The organism is Mycoplasma sp. 1890 (assembly GCF_053851615.1).
Genome location: NZ_JBSQAZ010000009.1, coordinates 18317 through 38548, shown reverse-complemented (window position 1 = coordinate 38548; position 20232 = coordinate 18317). Strand labels below are relative to the sequence as shown.

Below are 20232 nucleotides of genomic sequence, written 5' to 3'. Positions count from 1 at the left end.
TAGTAAAATAATTATAGCTGACGCTAATATGCACCTTTAAATTTACAAGAACTAATTTTGTAATAAATAATAAGAAAAGAGATAAATTAGAAAAAAATGTTTAATTATAATTGAGTTAAATATGAAGGGAATGAAATGAATTTTTTACTAAAAGAAAAGGGGTATATTAAATAATGAGTAAAAAGAAGAAAATAATTATTGCTATTGTAACTATTTTGGTTATTGCTTACATTATATTTGTAATATTTGGTTTTGCTTCATCATTAGAAAGAAGATATACAGAATATAAATAATGGAAAATAAAAACAATTCTAAATCAAAATGAATAGCAATACTAACCATTTATACAATATTTGTAGTTTTATTTTTTATTATAACACTTCTATATACGCAGTATTTTTTGGATTATGAAGCCCGGCAATCTTATCCTCAAGTCATTAAACACGAGGAAGCAGTAGCAATATTTTGATATAGTGGATTTAGAGCCACAATTTTAGTTTTAGGGATAATATTAATCACATTTTCCGTTATCTTATATATTTGTTTTAAAACAAAAATAAAAACTATATCTAAAATGAACACAATAATAATTAATATATTATTTGCAATTAACATAATTTTATTATCGATATCAGTTATACTAGATGCAACCTTACTCAATGCAATTGATGTTCTTTTATGAAAACTAAAAAGCAATAAACCGACTGAATTCTTAAATCCAAAGCACAAAGCCATTTCGATAATTTATTATGAAAATCTAGAAGTATTAGAAGCATTTCTATTTCTATCATCATCATTATTTGTAATTTTATCGTTCTTTAAAATTTACTATTTCGCAAGCGTAATTCATAAAAATTTTTTATTAAAACAACATTAGAATAGAGACTACAAAAATGATTTGAAATACACTAGAATAGGCAAAAATAAATATTATAACGTCATTTAAGTATACTTTTTTGTTGTGTTATTAGCGAAATTTTAGATAAAAATTGGAGATGTATTTTATATAGCATATGGAATTTCATCTTTTTATAAAAAGGCATTTTTGTGTCTTTTTATTTTCACTGTTTTTTCCCAATTTGGTTGAAGAAATCATCTTCTTAGCATATTATGTTTATATGTGGAGGACGAATGAACGAAATACTATTATATTTTATATTTAAATACAAAGGTGATTGAAATGATGTTTATAAGGCAATAAAAAATAAGGAAGAAATTAAAGAAGAAGAATTTGATACATTTAAATTTAAAATTCATGAGAAAAATAAAAAATTTATAACTATTTTAGATGATGAATACCCTAAACAACTTTTAAATATAACTAAGCCACCATTTGTATTATTTTATGAAGGAAATCTTAATATCTTAAAACAAAGCAATAGGCAACAATGCATCTACTTAACAGGATCATATGAAACTAAAAATATAATTGAATATATAGAAAAATACAAAAATGACAATGATAGCGTGTTTATTAATTTATATTGGACTGGATTAGAGCAAAAAATCCTAAAAACATTTTTGAAGCGTAATTTTAAGGTTATTATATTGCTTCCATGTGGAATTGAATATGCTAAAAACAATTTAAATTTAAAAGAATTTTTAAATGATAACTGTTTAATTATATCCGAATATCCTAGTGAATATCACATAACTAAAAATGCATTTTATAGTAGACAAAGAATTAACGCTTGTTTATGTCAAAAGATAATTTTGCTTTCTTCATTGGAAAAAAAATATAACGGAACAATTAATGAGTTTCTTGACCAGGGTAAAGATGTGCAATGCTTACTCTTTAGAGATCATTTAAGTGAAGATCAAAATATTGATTTAATTAATGAGGGGGCTACACTTATAAATGATAATAATCAAATTTGTTAGGACTTTTATATATCATAAAGATAATTAAAAACTAATTTTGTAATAAAATTTTTAATGTAATTAAAAATATGGAAATATATAAGAAAAAAATAAGAAAAAAGGAGATTTTATGACACCTCATATAAATGCTAAAGAAAATGCGTTTGCAAAGTTAGTTTTAATGCCTGGTGATCCCTTGAGAGCTAAGTATATAGCTGATAATTACTTAGAAAATGTTGAATTAGTTTCTAATGTAAGAAATGTCTTAATGTATACTGGTTTTTATCAAGGAAACAAAGTTTCTGTGTGCGCTTCCGGGATGGGCGTTCCATCAATCGGAATTTATGCATATGAACTATTTAAAGAATATGGTGTTGAAGCAATCGTTAGAATTGGTTCAGCAGGATCGTTTAAAGCAGAATTAAAAAATTATGAAATCGTTCTTGCATCATCTGCATATAGCGAAAGTACAGCTTTTAGAAGTTCAATTATTAAAGGAGATAAAAATAATATCGCAATACCAAGCCATGACTTGAATGAATTGATCTTAGATTATGCTAAAAAGTTGGGAATGGATGTTCATTTTGAAAGAATTTTAAGTGAAGATGCATTTTATACAGAAAAAACTATTAGCGAAAGAATTGAAACATCTGGTGGTGCGGTTTGTGCAGAAATGGAAGCATATGGTTTATTTACTGTTGCTGAAAGATTAAACAAAAAAGCTGCAACATTATTAACAATTTCTGATAATCTAGTTACAAATGAATTTACAACTAGTGAAGAAAGACAAAATTCATTTAATGGAATGATGAAAATTGCTCTTGCACTTGCTAAGGATTTTCAATAATGAGAATAATTGATATCATAAATAAGAAGGCTAATAGAGAAGAATTAACAAAGGAAGAATTAGAATTCTTTGTTGAAAACTATGTTAATGGAAATATTCCTGACTACCAAGCTTCAGCCCTTCTTATGGCAATTCGTTTAAATTCATTAAATGAAACAGAAACATCGTATCTAACTAATGCAATGATAAATTCGGGTGACACAATTGATTGGTCATATTTAAATACAACTATTGTTGACAAGCACTCAACGGGCGGAGTTGGAGATAAGGTAAGTATTGTTTTATGTCCAATACTAGCGGCGCTTGGTCTTACAGTTGCTAAAATGTCTGGCCGTGGCCTAGGACACACTGGCGGAACATTGGATAAACTTGAATCAATTTCCGGATATACGATATCTCTAACGGACAATCAATTTAAGACTGTTGTTGAAAAACATCACATTGCAGTAGTGGGACAAAACGAGAGACTAGTTCCAGCAGATAAAAAGATTTATGCACTACGTGATGTTACAGGCACTGTGGAATCCATACCCTTAATTGCTTCATCAATTATGTCTAAAAAGCTAGCAACAGGTTCAAATTGTATACTTTTAGATGTTAAATGTGGTAATGGGGCATTTATGAAAAATATTGATCAAGCTGAAAAACTTGGTAAATTAATGATTGAAATAGGTAAAAAATTAAACAAGAAGATTGCAGTTGAAATTACAAATATGGAGAAACCTCTTGGCCGTGCTATTGGTAATAAAATTGAAATTCTCGAAGCAGTGGATACTTTAAAAGGTATGGGTCCTAAAGATTTTACCGAAATTATATATTCATCGGGTGCTACATTGCTTACTATTTCAAATAATGCTAAAGATGAGCAACATGCCAGAGCAATGATTAAAGAAGTTATCGCTAATGGTAAAGCATTGCAAAAATTCAATGAATGAATTAAAGCGCAAAACGGAAATGTTGATGAAGTTTATGAATCTAATTGATTTAATCCAACATATAAGTTTGAAATCATTTCACAAAATGAAGGATATCTAAAAATTAATTCAGCTATTGAATTTGGATTAGTGGCCATGAAACTTGGCGCTGGAAGAAGCAAAAAAGAGGATAATATTGATTTTGATGCTGGTGTTTATTTAAATAAAACAACAAACGATTTTGTTAAAAAAGGTGATGTTTTATTTACTTTATATTCATCTAAACCAATCGATGAAAAGCTATCTAATGATTTAATAGATAAAATTGAGTTTGGTTCAAAACCTTTTGAAACCAAAGAAGTTCTAACTAAATTAATGTAATTAAAAAACAAAAAATAGGAGAAAAAAATGCTAAATAAGTTAATTGATCATACTTTCCTTGGTCAAGCAGGAACAACAAAAGATATAGATAAATTAATAGAAGAGGCTAAAAAATATGACTTTAAATCTGTTTGTATAGCGCCTTCTTATGTTAAATACGCAAAAGAACAATTAAAAAATACTGATGTCTTAATTTGCACAGTTATTGGTTTCCCATTAGGATATAACGTTGCAAGTGTTAAAGTTTTTGAAACAAAAATCGCTCTTGAACATGGGGCAGATGAAATTGATATGGTTATGAATGTTGGGCGTTTTAAAGACAAACAATATGAATATGTTCTTAATGAAATTAAAGCAATTAAAGAAGTTTGTGGTAATAAAGTTTTAAAAGTAATCATTGAAACAGCACTACTAACAAATGAAGAAATTGCTAAAGCAACTGAAATAGTATTACAATCAGGTGCTGATTTTATTAAAACGTCAACTGGTTTTTCATATAGAGGAGCAAGTTTTGAAGATATTAAAATTATGAAGGAAGTCGCTAAGGATAATTTATTAATTAAAGCATCTGGTGGAATCAAATCACAGGATGATGCATTAAAAATGGTTGAATTAGGCGCTAATAGACTAGGTACCTCAAAATCAGTTACAATTATCGAAGGTAAAGTAGATAATAGTTCAAATTACTAGTTAAAAATTTAACAAATAAGTAAGGACAAAATATGGTAAAAATTTTTCAACACCCTCTTATCAATGCTAAGTTGACAAAGATGAGAGACGAAAACACCACTCATAATGAGTTTAGGCAAAATCTTAATGAAATAGCATCTTTAATGGTTTATGAAATGTTAAGAGATTATCAAACTAAGCCGTTAGAGGTCAAAACACCAACTGGTTCAATTTTTCATGGCGAGCAATTGGATAAGGAGATTGTTATTATTCCTATATTGCGTGCTGGTCTTGGTATGGTTAATGGTATATTAGATTTAGTACCACAAGCTCGAGTTGGTCATATTGGAATGTATCGTATCGAGGAAACCACACAAGTAGTTGAGTATTTTTTTAAAATTCCTAATGTTGAGAAAGATAGCTATGTAATTATTGTTGACCCAATGTTGGCAACTGGTTCATCGGCTTGCGATGCTATTAGTAGATTAAAAAAACAAGGTTTTATAAACATTAAACTTATATGTTTGGTTGGTGTTGAACAAGGGATTAACAAGGTTAATATTGAGCATCCTGATGTAGATATTTATTTAGCTTCAAAAGATGAAGAATTAAATGAAAATAACTATATTCTTCCGGGTTTAGGAGATGCTGGTGACCGTATTTTTGGAACAAAGAAATAGAAAGAGAGACTATGTGTCTCATTTTCTATTTTCTACCTTATTTTTAAAGAAAATAAATATTTAAATTTTGAAGAAAGGAAAAAAATGGCTTTTAATAAAGAATCAAATAATAGAAGATTTTTATTTGCTCTTGATCTTGATGGTACATTGTTAGCAGATTCTGGTGCTGGAACTATTCACCCTAAAACAGAAGAAGCAATCAAGAGAGCTATTAAGGAAGGACATATTGTATCTATCATAACTGGTAGACCATGAAGAAGCACAATGCCGGTTTATCAAAAACTTGGATTAAACGCTATTGTGGGTAATTATAATGGAGCTCATATACATAATCCTGCAGATCCATTCTTTATACCAACAATAACATATCTTGATTTGAATGAGGTTTTATACATTTTAGGTGATCAAAAAGTTAAAAAAGAAATTTCAAATTATGCTATTGAAGGGCCGGACTGAGTTCAATTAATGCATAGAGATCCGAACCTAGAGAAGGTCTTTGGTTTTAATCAAGCTACAAAATTCCGCGAATCAATAAATTTGGAAAAATTACCTTTAAAACCAACAGGAATAGTTTTTGATTGTCAACCTACAACTGATGTTCTTGATTTGTTAACATATTTAAAAAGAAGATATGGAGATCTTGGCGAATTTTCATCTTGATCAAAAGGTGAAGGATTAAGCCCTGTTTTTGATATTACATCTATTGGAGTTGATAAAGGTAAGGTTATTTCTTTAATGATGAGATATTACAACATTGATATTGACGATACCATTGTAATGGGAGATTCATATAACGATCTGAGCATGTATGAAATCGGCAATGTGGGGGTTTGCCCTGCGAACGCTGAGCAAGCAATTAAGAAGGTTTCGACAGTTGTGATGCCTCAAACAAATAAAGAAGGAGCTGTTGGATACTTTATTGATGAATTCTTAGATAATCCAGATAAATATATTGAAATGGCTAAGAACCTAAAAAATGAATCAAAGAAGAATTTAAAAACTGTAAAAGCCGATAATTTTTATAATAAAGACGAAAAATAATATGATGACAAAAGATTCTGATTATATTGGCGTTGATGAAACGGGAGTATGCGATTATTTTGCTCCTATTGTTTCAGTTGCTTGTTTTATTCCGGAAGAAAATATTCAATTAATTAAAAATCTTGGCGTTAAGGATAGTAAAAAACTTAGTGATTCTAAGATAATGGGGATTGCTGAATACATTATTAAAAATAATGTTGTTTTGTTTAAGGATACAACAATGAGCCAGAAGGGTTATAATAACTTGATTAAGTTTGGAATTAATAATAATGCAGTTAAAACTCTTATTCATATGAATTCAATTGATAGATTGCAGAACATTGTAAAAAATAATAAAAAAGTTGTTATTGACCAATATACAACATTGAATAAGTTCAATGAGCATATAGCAAACCTTTATAATAAGAATCTTATCAAGAAGAATATTTTTGAGAGAATTAGTTTGGTACAAGAAACAAAAGCTGAGGATAAATTTTTATCCGTGGCTTGCGCTTCCATTTTAGCAAGATATATTCTTCTTAAAAAGATGGAAGCTCAAAAAGCTAATTATGATGGCTTTGATTTTATACTTGGAGCAAGCGATTTGGTTATTAAACAAGGAGTTAGTTTTGTGAAGAAATTTGGGATTTCTGAGTTATATAACGTCGCAAAGTTTCAATTTAAAACAACAAAGAAAATTCTTGAAGAACTAGAAAAATAGCTGTGTTTTGTGTAACTTAACCATAAAATTTATATATTGAAAAAATCCCTATATTTTCTAGTAAAATAATTAGGTTAAAATATTTTAATTTTTAAAAAATTATTAACAAAAGGGTGAGACTCCTTGGCCAAATATAAAGGCCCAAAAGTCCAAAAGGAGAACTATAATGTCAAAATATGAAATTATGATTCTAGTTAACCCTACATCAACAGAAGAAAGTGTTAAGGATTTAGTATTCTCAGTATTAGATGAAAAAAACACAAAATTCGAAAGATTAGAGAGAACTGAATTAGCGTATCCAATTAACAAATTAACACGTGCAACATATTTCTTGATTTTAACAAGTGCACAACCTGAATTAATAAAAGAATTAACAAGAAAATTTAATATTGATAAGTCAATTATTAGATCATTAATTATTAATTTAAATTCAGAAAAAGGATTGAAGCCAAGAAAACAAAGAAGATTTACAAAAAGAAATTTTGAAAATAGAAGATCATTTGATAAAAATGAAAACAAAGAAGCAACATCAAATGATAGAAGAAATGAACAAAGAAGACCATACATTAAAAAACAACAACCAGTGGCTAAATAGTTAATTTTATTTTATTGGAGGCAAAAGTTATGAACAAAGTTATTTTAGTCGGAAGACTAGCTTCAAAGCCATATAAGGGGATTACTGCTTCAAGCGTTGAATATTCAAGGTTTACAATCGTTGTAACTAGAACATATTCGACGCCTAACTCTGAACCTGTTGCGGATTTTATTCCATGCGTAGCGTGAAGAAGCAATGCATCATTTATTAACAAATTTTTAGATAAAGGGTCGTTGATGCTAGTTGAGGGAACTTTCCAATCAACAAGAACAACTGATCAAAATGGGCAATTAATTAATAATTATGTTGTTAGTGCTGATAAAATACAATCTCTTGAATCGCGAGAAGTTACTGAGGCTAGAAGAAAAAATAATTTTAAAGAGTTTAGCATTTCCAATGAAGAAAATAACAAGGTTCCAACTAGTGAACAAGCATCTACGGAACATACAAGTGATGTTGATGATGCCATAGATGGTTTGAGTTGAGACTTTTAAATAAAGGAGAAAAAAATGGCGAGAATTGTTCGTAAGAAATTATTCGTTCGTAAACGTCCATGTCAATTTTGTTCAAATAAATTACCTGTTGCTTATGTTGATTATAAAAATGAAGAACTATTATCAAAATTAGTAAATCTACAAGGAAGAATTATATCTTCAAGAATAACTGGAACATGTGCTAAACACCAAAGAGCGGTAGCGTTGGCAATCAAAAGAGCAAGATTAGTTGCTATTTTGCCTTATATTGGTCCAGTTAAAAAAGAATTTGTTAAGAAGGAAGCAACCCCAAAACCAGTGGTTGATACTACAACACAGGAAACAAAATAAATTTATTTTATAAATAAGTGCACACGAAAGTGTGCGCTTTTTTATTGGTAAAATTGAATGAGAGTTGCTTTTAAAACACCATCATAGAATATTCTTATAGTTTTTTAATTTCAATTATAATTAGTAATATGAAATTAAACCTATCTAATCAGTTGCGCCCTAATAATTTAGATGATTTTGTTTGTTCAAAAATTAAAAGAAACCTTTTCAATTCTATAATCAAAAATAAAGACCTTTCTTCATTTATTTTTTATGGTAAACCAGGTTGTGGCAAAACTACAATAGCTTCAATTCTTGCTAATCAAATGAATGTTAATTATGATTTTTTTAATGCCGCTATTGATAAGAAGGATGATTTACTTACAAAAATCAAAAATAACGACATTTTAATAATTGATGAGCTGCATAGATTGAATAAAGATAAACAAGATATTTTGTTGCCTTACTTAGAAGACGGTTTTATTACCATTTATGCCACAACTACTGAAAATCCTTATTTTAAAATACAACCAGCATTGCGTTCAAGAACTCATATTATTGAAATGGATTTTCCAACGCAACAAGATATTAAAAAAAGACTACAACAGATATCTATACAAATGCAATTCGACTGATTAAAAAATGTTGAAATACAAGATTTTATTGCCACACAGGCTAACGGCGATTTTCGAGGAGCCATAAATATTGTTGATCTTATAAGTAAACTTAGCACAAGTGATAATATTACATTGGGAAAAATTAAAGAGTTGGTCCCCTCAATAAATTTTGCAAGTGATAATAATGCCGATAATCATTATGATTTGCTAAGTGCTTTTCATAAGTCATTGCGAGGTTCCGATCCTGATGCTGCTTTGTATTGAGGGCTATTAATTTTAAAAACTGGAGACACTAGCGATTTATTTCGTCGAATGTTATGCGCCGCTTATGAAGATGTTGGGTTAGCAAATCCAATGGTCGGCCCACAAACGCTAGCAGCAATTGAAAGTTTCGAGCGATTAGGATTACCAGAAGGTTATTTGCCGATTGGTTTTGCGATTCTTAATATTTCTTTGAGCCCCAAATCAAACTCAGGATATCTTGCTATACAACAAACTAAAAAAATATTGGAACGTAATTTAATTTATCAGCCTCCTTACTATCTTAAGGAATTTAATTTGTCTGCAAGTTTTAAAAAAGAGAAATATAAGTATCCTCATGATTATCCTTATCATTGAGTCCAGCAACAATATCTGCCCAATGAATTGATAAATTTAAAGACATATGAATATCAAGGCCAAGGTTGAGAAAAGAAAGTTAAACAATACTGAGAAATAGTTAAAAAAAAGGAGAACAATAATGTTTAATTTGGATAAAATCAATAATTTAGAAGACTTAAAAAATATTAAAAATCAATTTAATAATTCTCCTGAATTAAAACAATTAATGGAGCAATTAAAAACAGCTTCTAAGGAATTAAAACCAGAAATAGGTAAAAAAATTCAAGAATTGAAAAAACAAGCAGAAGACTTTTTTGATATAGCAAAGGATAAACTTAATAATTTAGAAATCCAAAAACAACTAGAAAAAGATTTTGTGGATTATGCCACTCCTGTTGAAAATGAAGGTTCAATTCATCCCGTTAATCTTGTTTCTCAAAAATTTAGAGAGTGGCTTTTATTTAATGGTTATATTGAGCTAAGTTATTCTGAAATTGAAAATGATAGATATAATTTCGAGAATTTAAACATTCCTGCATCACACCCAGCGCGAGAAATGCAGGACTCCTTATATTTAAATAATAATGAGCTTTTAAGAACACATAATACAGGAATAAGCGCTCGTGCACTTGAGAAATTTGCTAATAAGGAATTTTCACAGTTTGCCATTGGTAAGGTTTATAGAAATGATGAAGAAGATAAAACACATACTCATCAATTTACACAACTTGATTTAGTTAGCGTGGGTAATGTTTCCTTTGCGTCATTAATGTATACATTGAAAGAAATGCTTTCTTATGTACTTGAGGAAGACATAAAAATTAGGCTTCGTCCATCATATTTTCCATTTACAGAACCTAGTGTTGAGGTTGATATTTTTTTCAAAAATAGATGAATTGAGGTTTTGGGGGCAGGCATGTTAAATGATAAAGTTTTAAAATCTGCTGGTTATACTAATATGATGAACGGGTTTGCAGCTGGCATTGGAATTGAGAGAATTACAATGATTAAATATGGTATTGAAGACATTCGAGAGTTATATACCAATGATAAAAGATTTTTAAATCAATTTAAATAGAGGTTTAAGGAGTTAAGAATATGATTTTTTCATTTAAAACATTATGTAGACTAGCTAATTTACAAACTCATACTATCGAGGATGTTGTTGAAGCAATAAATTCAATTGGTTTTGAAGTGGAACAATATTATAAATTCAGTGATGTTGAAGGTATAAAAATATGTCATGTTACAAATACATACAAGAATCCTCAAGCCGATCGTTTAACAGTGTGTGAGGTTGAATATAGTGACGGACATAAAGCTATTATTCAAACAACTGCAACCAATATGAAAAAAGGTCAGTATGTTCTTTCCTTTGTTCCTGGTTCGAGAAGTAAAGAAATTATCTTTGCTCCAAGAAAAATGAAAGGCATTACTTCGGAAGGTATGTTTGTGAGTTTGGATGAATTGGGTTTTAATTCGAATGTAATTCCAGAGGAATTTGGCAATCAAATATTTCAATTAGATAAAATAGATTTAAATATCGACCCAATAACTTATTTTGATTTAGATGATTATATGATTGAAGTTTCAATTCTTTCTAACCGTGCTGATGCGCAATGTTATCTTGTTATGGCTAGAGAATTAGCAGCATTTTTTGATACCGAGATAAAATGACCAAAAAAGGCAAACCCTAACTTGATTTCTTCATTTGAGGTCAAAAAGTTAAATGATACTCATTCTTTTTCATTGGTTGAAGCGTCTAATAGTAATTTAAGATGTTCATTACAAGAACAAATGCTATTATGAAGACATAACATTAAAACATTCAATAATGCTGTAGACCTTACCAACTTAGTACTTTTATTTGCCGGCGTCCCATGTCATATTTATAATAAAGAAGACCTGCAATCAAATGTGTTTAATGTTGATTATTATAGCGGTAAGCTAAATATTTTAGGTAATAAAGAAGTTGAATTAAAAAATGCGCTTTGTGTGTTTAATAATGAAACACCTATATCTATTGCTGCTACTATAGGTTTAGAACAATATCAATTTAAGAAAGAATCTCAAAAAGTTATATTTGAACTTGCTTCGTTTAATATTATGAGTGTTAGAAAAAATGCTAAGCAAATCAAATTAAATACAAATTCATCAATGCGTGCAAGTCGTGAGATATCGGATGGCTCTTTGATTTTGGCTTATAATTTTTTAGCTCAATATTTAACTGATTACTCGCATCAAATCAATGTTCCCAAAACCCACAAGAAGAGCATCTTAATAGATAAATCATATTTGAATAAATGCGCAGGGTTTTCAATTAATAAAACTAAAAAGTTTAATGAGGTAATGAAAAAAATATCTAAACTTGATTTTAAATTTAAAAATGATGAATCAGTTGTTGTTTTTCCAACTTATCGCTATGATTTAAATACTTTGCAAGATTTCGTTGAGGAGGTCTTTAGATTTTATGGTTATGATAATTTTCCACTAAAACAACCTAAAATAACAAGATTAAATTATGATATTAACAACGTTTATGAATACTATAGAACATTAGCAAATAAAAATTATTCAAATGTTAGAACATATACACTAATAAAACCTGAGGAAAATATTTTCGACCCTTTTAATATCAGAGAAATTTTGAATGCAGTGGATGCAAAAAATTATGATCACTCGCAGGTTCGTCTATCATTTATTCATAGTTTGAATGAGGTGGCTATTCATAATGAAAAACAAGGTTTTAAAAAAGGGTCTTATTTTGATATCGGAATGATCGGGCGCAAAATGAATATTTTGGGTCTTTGTTCAAATATTAAATCATTTGCTGAAATTAAACAAGATGTTATGTCATTGACTAATAAACAATTAGAGTTTAAAAAAACACATAGCACAATTTTTCATCCCAACGCATCATGTGTTATTTATCTAGGGTCAGAAATGATTGGATATATAGCTAAAATTCATCCCCAAATTATTAACTCAGATTATATTTTTGCAGAAATAATGCTTGATAAATTATTAAATGATTCTAATACTTTTATTAATTATCGACATGAACCTATAAAAACAAGGGATATTACTTTTGAACTAAATAAACACGAAACTGTTGAAGAAATCATTGAAAAAATTAAGTCAATAAAGGGCATTTATTCATACAAAATTATTGATACTTTTTATAAAAATAATGATACTAAAAATGTTACATTTTCCTTTTTAATTGAGGATTGAGCAATTAAAAAACTTGAGCAAGTTTTTGCTGTTTCTAAATAATTCAAATTTATATTTTTTTCATCTGTTTTCGCTATTTTTTCCTAAAATAACCTACTTTAAAAGCGAGTATTGCAAAATATTAGTGGAGGCAAAAATATGAATGAAACAAACATAAAAAAGGTTGTTAATATTGATCAAATTTTGAAGGAAATTGAAAAAGAATTCGGTAAGGAATCAATTATGTTATTAGGAGAAGAACCTAACATAATTCCAGAAACTTTTAGTTCCGGTTCTTTAAACATTGATAATATTCTTGGAATTGGTGGATGACCAAGAGGCAGAATTGTTGAGATATTTGGTCCTGAAAGCAGTGGAAAAACTACATTGGCATTACATGCAATTGCCGAAATTCATAAGAATGGCGGTATTGCTGCTTTTATTGATGCTGAACATTCTATTGACCCAATATATGCTAAAAACCTTGGCGTCGATATTAAAAATTTAATTCTAGCTCAACCAAATTCCGGTGAAGAGGCATTAGAAATAGCTGACAGATTAGCCAAAACCGGTGCAGTCGATTTGATTGTTATTGATTCAGTGGCCGCATTAGTTCCAGAAGTTGAACTAAATGGCGAAATGCGAGACCAAACAATTGGTGCTCAAGCTCGATTAATGTCGAAAGCATTAAGAAAAATTACCGGTACATTATCTAAAAATAAAACAACGATTATATTTCTTAATCAAATAAGGGAAAAAATTGGAGTATTGTTTGGCAATCCAGAAACTACAACTGGCGGTAAGGCGCTTAAGTTCTATTCCTCGATTAGGCTTGAGGTAAGAAAGTCACAAAATATAACTAGCAACGGTGATATAACGGGGAATCAAATTAAATGTAAGGTTGTTAAGAATAAATTAGCCCCACCATACAAAAGTGCACAAATTGAAATTGTATTTTCAAAAGGTGTATCAAGGGTTAATGAGATTATTCAATTAGCAGAGGAATTTATGATTATTTCTCGTAAAGGTTCATGATATAACTATAATGGCCAAAATATTGCCCAAGGTCAAATTAATTTATCGCTATTGTTACAAACAAATAATGAACTCTATAGTGAAATTTATAATCAGGTCATTGAAAAATTAAACAATGTCTAATGTTTATTAACAATGTGTTTACTTATAAAGACTTGTTTAACCTAAAAAACGTTAAATTATATATAATTTAAAACTATGAAAAAAGAGAATATAAACATTTTATTTCTTGGTGATATATTTGGAAACCCAGGTATTGATTTTGTTATAAAGAATTTAGACAAAATTATTAAAGACGAGAATATAGACTTTGTAATAGCACAATCTGAAAATGTTTCTGGTAGAAAAGGCTTTATTCCTGAACATTACTTTCAATTAAAAAATGCGGGGGTGAATGCCTTTACATTGGGTAACCACGTTTGAGCTAAACATGAAATAATGGATATAATTGATAATAACGACTTAATTAGACCTGTTAACATAGATCAAGGCTATCCAGGGTCAGGTATTAGACTATTTGATGTTAAAGGGAATAAAATTGCTGTTATATCATTTATGGGGATAACTTTTAACCCCCTATTGCAACCTTGGAAACAAGAGGTTGCAAATAACTTTTTTGATAAGTTTGATGAGGTATACAGCTTATATAAAGCTGATTATTATATAGTTGATTTTCATGCTGAAACGACATCAGAGAAATCAGTTTTTGGTTTGTATGTTGATGGAAAAGCTGACGCACTTATCGGTACCCACACACATATTCAAACAAATGATGCTAAAATTCTCCCACATGGAACATATTATTTAACTGACGCCGGAATGTGTGGCCCAAGGGATTGCGCTATTGGTTCTAATTTTGAAGAAGTTTATCAAAAAATGAGATATGATGCAAGATTGCCATTTAAAGTATCAAACAATAAGTGTCAGTTTAATGGTGTAGTTTTTACGCTAACTAAAAATAAAGATAAAAAAATGATTAAATTAATAAATTTCTTGGAGAAGTAATGAAAGAAAAAAAACAAATAAGCATGAAAGGTAATTTTCTAGTTAAAAAGTATAATTATCGAAAAAACATCATTTTTTATCTTTATCAATCAGAACTATTTAGTGTGCATTTAGATACGAGCGTTATTGTTAATAATCCCCTAAATGAAATAAATCCTTGTGAAATACAAGCGTTGCAAATAATAGAGTCAAAATATGAAACTTTAAAAAAAATTATTGAGAAGTTTATACTAGAAACATGGGAGTGAGAGCGAATTAGCCCATTAATTAGAGCAATATTAATATTTGGTGTTTATGAACTAACTTACAATGATAGTAGCGTAGTGATATATGAATTGGTTAATATTACTAAGCTTTTTTCACCTGGCAATGATTATAAATTTGTTAATAAAATTCTCGATAAAATTTCTAAACAAATAATTAATAAATAATATGAAAAAAACCTTGAAACAGTTAATAAAGGAAAAATTTTTATTGGATGAAAAAACCATTGATTCTTTAGCAATGCAAGGAAGGATAATTGTAAATAATGAAAAAGTTTTTTACCCAACATTAAGATTTAGTGATGATTGTGTTATTACCATTAAACAAAAAAAGGATAATTATGTTTCACGCGGGGCATACAAATTGAAAGAAGCAATTAAGGAATATGGTATTAACGTGGAGGATAAAGTTTGTTTAGATATTGGCTCTTCAACAGGTGGATTTGTTCAAGTATTATTAGAAAACAAAGCAAGAAAGGTTTATGCTCTTGATTCAGGCACAAACCAATTAGCTTTTTCTTTAAGAATAAATGATAAGGTCGTTGTATATGAAAAGACAAACCTTAAGGTAATAAATAATAATTTATTCGGTGAGGATATAAACTTAGTGACTTGTGATGTTTCTTTCATAAGTTTAAAATATGTTTTTGAGGTTTGCAATAAGACTTTTGGTAATGGTGTTTTATTAGTTGCTTTAATTAAACCTCAATTTGAAGCAAGCAGCAAATATGTTGAACCTGGTGGATATGTTCCTAAACAACATCATGAATATATAATTAATAAAGTGATTAATATAGCTAGGGAAAATAATTTTATATTACTAAAGCCCATTATTGAGAGCCCAATCCGTGGGGAGAAGTCAAAAAATATTGAATATCTTTCTTTTTTTGTTAAACAGGAGAAAAAAAATGACTAATGAACAAAGAGAAAAAATTTTTCCTATGTTTAAAAATAATCCTAATATTATCTATTTAGATAACGCTGCCTTAACATTTAAGCCTAATGTAGTGATAAAAAAAGGGATGGAATTTTATGAAAAGTATTCAATTTCAACTCGTACTGCTGATTCGAAACTAGGAATAAAATTAAACAGTGATCTACAAAGAATTAGACGTGATGTTGCTATGTTTATTAAGGCTGATCCTGAAGAGATAATTTTTACTTCGGGTACAACTGAAAGTTTAAATTTGGTGGCGCAGATGCTTTCAAAGGTTGTAGAGAGTGGTGAAATATTATTTACTTATTTTAACCATTCTTCTGCAATTGTTCCCTTTCTTGAAAATTTTAGCATTAAAAATATAAGATTTAGATATTGTTTTGACGGTGAGGACATTATAAAATCTATTAATAAAAATACACGAATTATTGTTTTACCTCAATTAACAAATAATTTTCAAATAAATCTTGATATTAAGAAAATATACTCACTTTGTAGAGAAAATAACATTATTTTAATAAACGATGCAGCCCAAGCTATTGTACATAGTAGCGTTGATTTTCGCTATTGCGATGTTATTGCATTTTCTGGCAATAAATTATATGGTCCAACTGGGACTGGAATATTAGCTATAAAAAATAATATTTTAAAAAATCTTCGACCTTCAAAATGGGGTGGTGGTCAGGTGCAAAATATTTTAGAATCAAATAATTGAGTAATGAGAAATTCATCTTCTAAGTGAGAACCCGGCACACCAAATTTTGCTGGCATTATCCAATTAGGAAGGGCAATTGAGTTTTTTAAAAGTTTTAATGTTACAGAATTATTTAAATACGAGAAAGAAATTGCGATATATGCCTATGAGAAATTGCAAACTTTGCCTAATGTTTTAATTGATTCTAAAAAAGGCGATACGATAATTTTGTTCAATATTAGAGGCGTTCCGGCCCAGGATGTCGCATCATATCTAGGGAACAGAAATATTTATGTGAGATCTGGTGCTTTTTGCGCTTATAAATTTAAAGATACAAACAAATATTGTAGTTCATATGTAAGAATATCGTTAGCAATGTATAACAATAAAGGGGATATTGATAAATTAATTAAGGAATTAAAAAATGGGGGTAATTTTATTGAAATCATTTAGTACCCAAGAAAAACAACAAATAATATTTAATTCTTATTCTGAACCAAAGCACAGTTTATCTATTCCAAGAGGAAATGGTATAAAAGAACATTCAAGAGTTTGCGTTGATGATATAGAGCTAAATTTACTATTTGAAAATGATAAATTAATTGATGCAAAGTATTATGCAACCGGATGTGCTATCTTTATTTCAAGTGTGGAATTGATGATTGATCAAGTTTTAAATAAAGATAAGAGCGAAATTTTATGTATTCTGGAAGAGTACTTTAAATTAATTAACAGAGAAGAACAAATAGATATAAATATTGATTTAGGTAAATTGTTGGTATTTGAAAATGTTAAGGTTCATCTTAATCGTTTAGAATGTGCCTCAATAGTTTATCGCGCTTTTAAAAAAGGATTAAATGGCTAAGGTTATATTTCATATTGATATGGATGCATTCTTTGTAAGTTGTGAGAGATCAAAGAATGAAAATTTAAAAAACAAACCAGTGGTAATTGCTTTGAATTCAAGGAGAGCAATCATTTTTGCTATGTCTTATGAAGTAAAAAAACAAGGCTTTAAAAGTGGAGATCCCCTTTTTAAAGTAAGAGATAAGATTAAGGATTTAATTGTTATTTCACCTCATTATCAACTTTATTCTTTAATGTCTAAAAAAATTTTTAATTTTATAAAAACAAACTATTCTAATATGTTGGAAGTTTATTCAATTGATGAATGTTACTTAGATGTTACTAATAATATTAAAAAGAATGGCAATGCGATAGATTTTGCTAGAAAAATACAAAATGATATCCTTAATGTATTTGACATTCCCTGCTCAATAGGTATTTCTTATACAAAATTTTTAGCAAAAATGTCTACAAACAAGGCAAAACCATTTGGTATTTTGGAAACAAAAAAGGAAGATATTAAAAAACATTTTTATGATTTAGGTGTTGAAAAAATTTTTGGTATTGGTAAAGCTAATTCGAAAAAAATAATTAGCTATAACATTAAGACTTGAGCAGATTTAGTAAATTGTGATAATGATATTTTTTTAAGAAGCGTTTTTGGCAAAAATTATTTTAAACTTGTTGAAAATTTAAAGGGAATTAATACAGGGATTGATCATATATTTTATAGCGATGCTAAAAGTATAAGTAATAGCAAAACATTTATTACTGACGACTCTAGTGATAGACTTTTTTTACTTAATGAATTAAAGAAAATTACTCAAAATGTATGTCTTAGAGCGAGTGACGCAAATTTAGAGGCTAAACAAGTTTCTGTTATGCTAAGACGTCAAAATAAGATATGGATTTCAAAAAACAAAAGTATTTCAACTTGAACTAGCAACTTTGATTTGATATGAAAAAATGTTGAATTGATTTTTGATTCTTTGTGAGATGAAGAGCCACTTCGTGGTTTGGGGGTAAGTATTGGTAATTTAAGGACAATTTTTAATTCTGATTCTTCATTTGATATACTTTCTAGCGATTCAAAAAATATGGTTGAAAAAATAATTAATGAACAAAATTTTATAAATGGTAATAATTTATTAAAAACTTTATATCAATATAGCATGGAAAAAAATATCAATACAGACAATATAAAATTTCTAAGAAAGAATTCAAAGACAAAAAACAAGAGAATTAGTTTGGAGGATTAAATGAAAATAGGAATATATGGTGGTAGTTTTAATCCAATTCATAAAGGCCATATTAGCTTAGCAAAATTCGCAATAAATGAGCTTTCATTAGATAGGTTATATTTTGTGCCCACTAATAAAAACCCCTTTAAGAATAGTAGTGAGTATGTTGCTAATAACCATCGCATTAATATGATCAATATGGTCTTGGAAGATAAAATGTTTTTGTCTGAGTTTGAAACCAATAGAAAAGGTAATTCATACACAATTGATACAATAAATTATTTTAGAAGCAAATTCCCTAATGATGAACTTTATTTATTTATTGGCACCGATAATGTACCCATGTTAAATAAATGAAAAAAAATTGATGAGATTGCTAATAAAGTAAAAATTTGTGCATTTAACCGCGGTAATAAGTTTTCAAAAGTTAATGCGAAGAAATTTAATGTAAGAATTTTGAACAATACTATTTATAATTTTTCTTCAACAAAATATAGAAAAGGTGATTTTTCGCAAGTAGAAGATAGAGTACAAAAATACATCGGTGAAAATTTTTTATATTTTGAGGAAATTGCTAAAAATCTAATCTTTGATATTAAAGATAAAGAAAAGCAATTTAGATATTTTCACTTAAAATGGACGGCAGAATTTGCTATAAAGCTTGCAAAATTAAATAATTATAAAATAAAAAATGCTTACCAAGCGGGTTATGCTCATGATATAACCAAGAATTGGAATGAACAAGATGCATATGATTTTTTGGAAAAATACGGATTTAGTCGAACAAATTTGGAGCCATATAAATTGCATCAAACCACAGCTTTTTTTTGGTTAAGAGATGTTTATAAATATAATAATCCGGAAGTTCTCTCAGCAATTAAAAAGCATACTTCATTAGATATAGAATTATCGTTGCTTGATAAGATTCTTTATGTTGCTGATAAGATAAGTCAGGGCCGTAGATGAGAAGGAATAGAAAAAATAAGACAACTAAGCTTTCAAAATTTTGATAAAGCATTTTCATATATTGTTTCAAGGTGTGCAAAATATGAATCTGATGTTAGAGGCCATTGCTTCAGCGAGGAGCAAAAAGAAATATATAAAAAATGAGGCGAAAATTAAAACCTCATTTTTTTTATATATCCAAGGTTTTTAGAGATAACAAATCAATTAGCAATAATTCGCTAATCAATGAAATTTAATAATAAAAATAAAAATTAGCACTCATTTTATTAAAGTGCTAAAAAATATGGTACAATTATTTTATAAATTATTGAAAGATGATTTAAAT

22 protein-coding genes are annotated in these 20232 nt (G+C 28.5%); 21 read left to right on the top strand and 1 reads right to left on the bottom strand.

Annotated elements, in window-relative coordinates; translation table 4 throughout:
* Nucleotides 1-423 precede the first annotated feature (423 nt).
* Nucleotides 424-735, bottom strand: a complete 312-nt coding sequence (locus ACWXVO_RS02330; RefSeq protein WP_456002353.1) for a hypothetical protein — start codon at nt 733-735, stop codon at nt 424-426.
* Between the two features lie 396 nt (nt 736-1131).
* Here ACWXVO_RS02330 and ACWXVO_RS02325 point away from each other — a divergent pair, with 396 nt between their 5' ends.
* The 21 genes from ACWXVO_RS02325 (at nt 1132) to ACWXVO_RS02225 (ending at nt 20063) form a co-directional block, all read left to right on the top strand.
* Nucleotides 1132-1881, top strand: a complete 750-nt coding sequence (locus tag ACWXVO_RS02325; protein ID WP_438340402.1) for a DNA-processing protein DprA — start codon at nt 1132-1134, stop codon at nt 1879-1881.
* A gap of 109 nt (nt 1882-1990) precedes the next feature.
* The gene (gene deoD, locus ACWXVO_RS02320; RefSeq protein ID WP_438340401.1) at nt 1991-2707 is read left to right on the top strand and encodes a purine-nucleoside phosphorylase; all 717 of its coding nucleotides are present in this window, start codon (nt 1991-1993) and stop codon (nt 2705-2707) included.
* On the top strand, nt 2707-4002 hold the full coding sequence (locus ACWXVO_RS02315; protein ID WP_438340400.1) for a thymidine phosphorylase: 1296 nt from the start codon (nt 2707-2709) through the stop codon (nt 4000-4002). The genes deoD and ACWXVO_RS02315 overlap by 1 nt, the downstream gene beginning before the upstream one ends.
* 27 nt (nt 4003-4029) lie before the next feature.
* Nucleotides 4030-4692 carry a deoxyribose-phosphate aldolase gene (gene deoC, locus ACWXVO_RS02310; RefSeq protein ID WP_438340399.1) on the top strand — a complete coding sequence of 221 codons (663 nt, stop codon included), beginning with the start codon at nt 4030-4032 and terminating at the stop codon, nt 4690-4692.
* Nucleotides 4693-4724: 32 nt separating this feature from the next.
* A complete protein-coding gene (upp, locus tag ACWXVO_RS02305; protein WP_438340398.1) occupies nt 4725-5351 on the top strand; it encodes a uracil phosphoribosyltransferase in 627 nt (208 codons plus the stop codon).
* An 84-nt stretch (nt 5352-5435) separates the two neighbouring features.
* Nucleotides 5436-6392 (top strand): HAD-IIB family hydrolase, encoded by a 957-nt coding sequence (locus tag ACWXVO_RS02300; RefSeq protein ID WP_438340397.1) that lies wholly within the window; start codon nt 5436-5438, stop codon nt 6390-6392.
* A 1-nt stretch (nt 6393) separates the two neighbouring features.
* The gene (locus ACWXVO_RS02295; RefSeq protein ID WP_456002350.1) at nt 6394-7092 is read left to right on the top strand and encodes a ribonuclease HIII; all 699 of its coding nucleotides are present in this window, start codon (nt 6394-6396) and stop codon (nt 7090-7092) included.
* Nucleotides 7093-7258: 166 nt separating this feature from the next.
* Nucleotides 7259-7687: a 30S ribosomal protein S6 gene (gene rpsF / locus ACWXVO_RS02290; RefSeq protein WP_438340395.1), complete on the top strand. Its 429-nt coding sequence runs from the start codon at nt 7259-7261 to the stop codon at nt 7685-7687.
* A gap of 29 nt (nt 7688-7716) precedes the next feature.
* Nucleotides 7717-8181 (top strand): single-stranded DNA-binding protein, encoded by a 465-nt coding sequence (locus ACWXVO_RS02285; protein WP_438340394.1) that lies wholly within the window; start codon nt 7717-7719, stop codon nt 8179-8181.
* A 15-nt stretch (nt 8182-8196) separates the two neighbouring features.
* On the top strand, nt 8197-8511 hold the full coding sequence (gene rpsR, locus ACWXVO_RS02280) for a 30S ribosomal protein S18 (RefSeq protein ID WP_438340393.1): 315 nt from the start codon (nt 8197-8199) through the stop codon (nt 8509-8511).
* 128 nt (nt 8512-8639) lie between these two features.
* A complete protein-coding gene (locus ACWXVO_RS02275; RefSeq protein WP_438340392.1) occupies nt 8640-9854 on the top strand; it encodes an AAA family ATPase in 1215 nt (404 codons plus the stop codon).
* Nucleotides 9847-10785, top strand: coding sequence for a phenylalanine--tRNA ligase subunit alpha (gene pheS, locus ACWXVO_RS02270; protein WP_438340391.1), 939 nt, complete (start codon nt 9847-9849; stop codon nt 10783-10785). The genes ACWXVO_RS02275 and pheS overlap by 8 nt, the downstream gene beginning before the upstream one ends.
* A gap of 20 nt (nt 10786-10805) precedes the next feature.
* On the top strand, nt 10806-12983 hold the full coding sequence (locus ACWXVO_RS02265) for a phenylalanine--tRNA ligase subunit beta (protein WP_456002347.1): 2178 nt from the start codon (nt 10806-10808) through the stop codon (nt 12981-12983).
* A 96-nt stretch (nt 12984-13079) separates the two neighbouring features.
* Nucleotides 13080-14078 (top strand): recombinase RecA, encoded by a 999-nt coding sequence (gene recA / locus ACWXVO_RS02260; RefSeq protein ID WP_438340389.1) that lies wholly within the window; start codon nt 13080-13082, stop codon nt 14076-14078.
* Nucleotides 14079-14153: 75 nt separating this feature from the next.
* The gene (locus ACWXVO_RS02255) at nt 14154-14960 is read left to right on the top strand and encodes a YmdB family metallophosphoesterase (RefSeq protein WP_438340388.1); all 807 of its coding nucleotides are present in this window, start codon (nt 14154-14156) and stop codon (nt 14958-14960) included.
* Complete coding sequence (locus tag ACWXVO_RS02250) at nt 14960-15391, top strand: transcription antitermination factor NusB (RefSeq protein WP_438340387.1); 432 nt, start codon at nt 14960-14962, stop codon at nt 15389-15391. Before ACWXVO_RS02255 ends, ACWXVO_RS02250 begins: the two co-directional genes overlap by 1 nt.
* Nucleotide 15392: 1 nt before the next feature.
* The gene (locus ACWXVO_RS02245; RefSeq protein ID WP_444704832.1) at nt 15393-16139 is read left to right on the top strand and encodes a TlyA family RNA methyltransferase; all 747 of its coding nucleotides are present in this window, start codon (nt 15393-15395) and stop codon (nt 16137-16139) included.
* Nucleotides 16132-17307, top strand: a complete 1176-nt coding sequence (locus tag ACWXVO_RS02240) for an aminotransferase class V-fold PLP-dependent enzyme (RefSeq protein WP_456002344.1) — start codon at nt 16132-16134, stop codon at nt 17305-17307. Before ACWXVO_RS02245 ends, ACWXVO_RS02240 begins: the two co-directional genes overlap by 8 nt.
* On the top strand, nt 17294-17719 hold the full coding sequence (locus tag ACWXVO_RS02235) for an iron-sulfur cluster assembly scaffold protein (RefSeq protein WP_444704830.1): 426 nt from the start codon (nt 17294-17296) through the stop codon (nt 17717-17719). Before ACWXVO_RS02240 ends, ACWXVO_RS02235 begins: the two co-directional genes overlap by 14 nt.
* Nucleotides 17712-18959: a Y-family DNA polymerase gene (locus ACWXVO_RS02230; protein ID WP_444704829.1), complete on the top strand. Its 1248-nt coding sequence runs from the start codon at nt 17712-17714 to the stop codon at nt 18957-18959. Before ACWXVO_RS02235 ends, ACWXVO_RS02230 begins: the two co-directional genes overlap by 8 nt.
* Nucleotides 18960-20063, top strand: coding sequence for a nicotinate-nucleotide adenylyltransferase (locus ACWXVO_RS02225; protein ID WP_455993820.1), 1104 nt, complete (start codon nt 18960-18962; stop codon nt 20061-20063).
* Nucleotides 20064-20232: the final 169 nt, after the last annotated feature.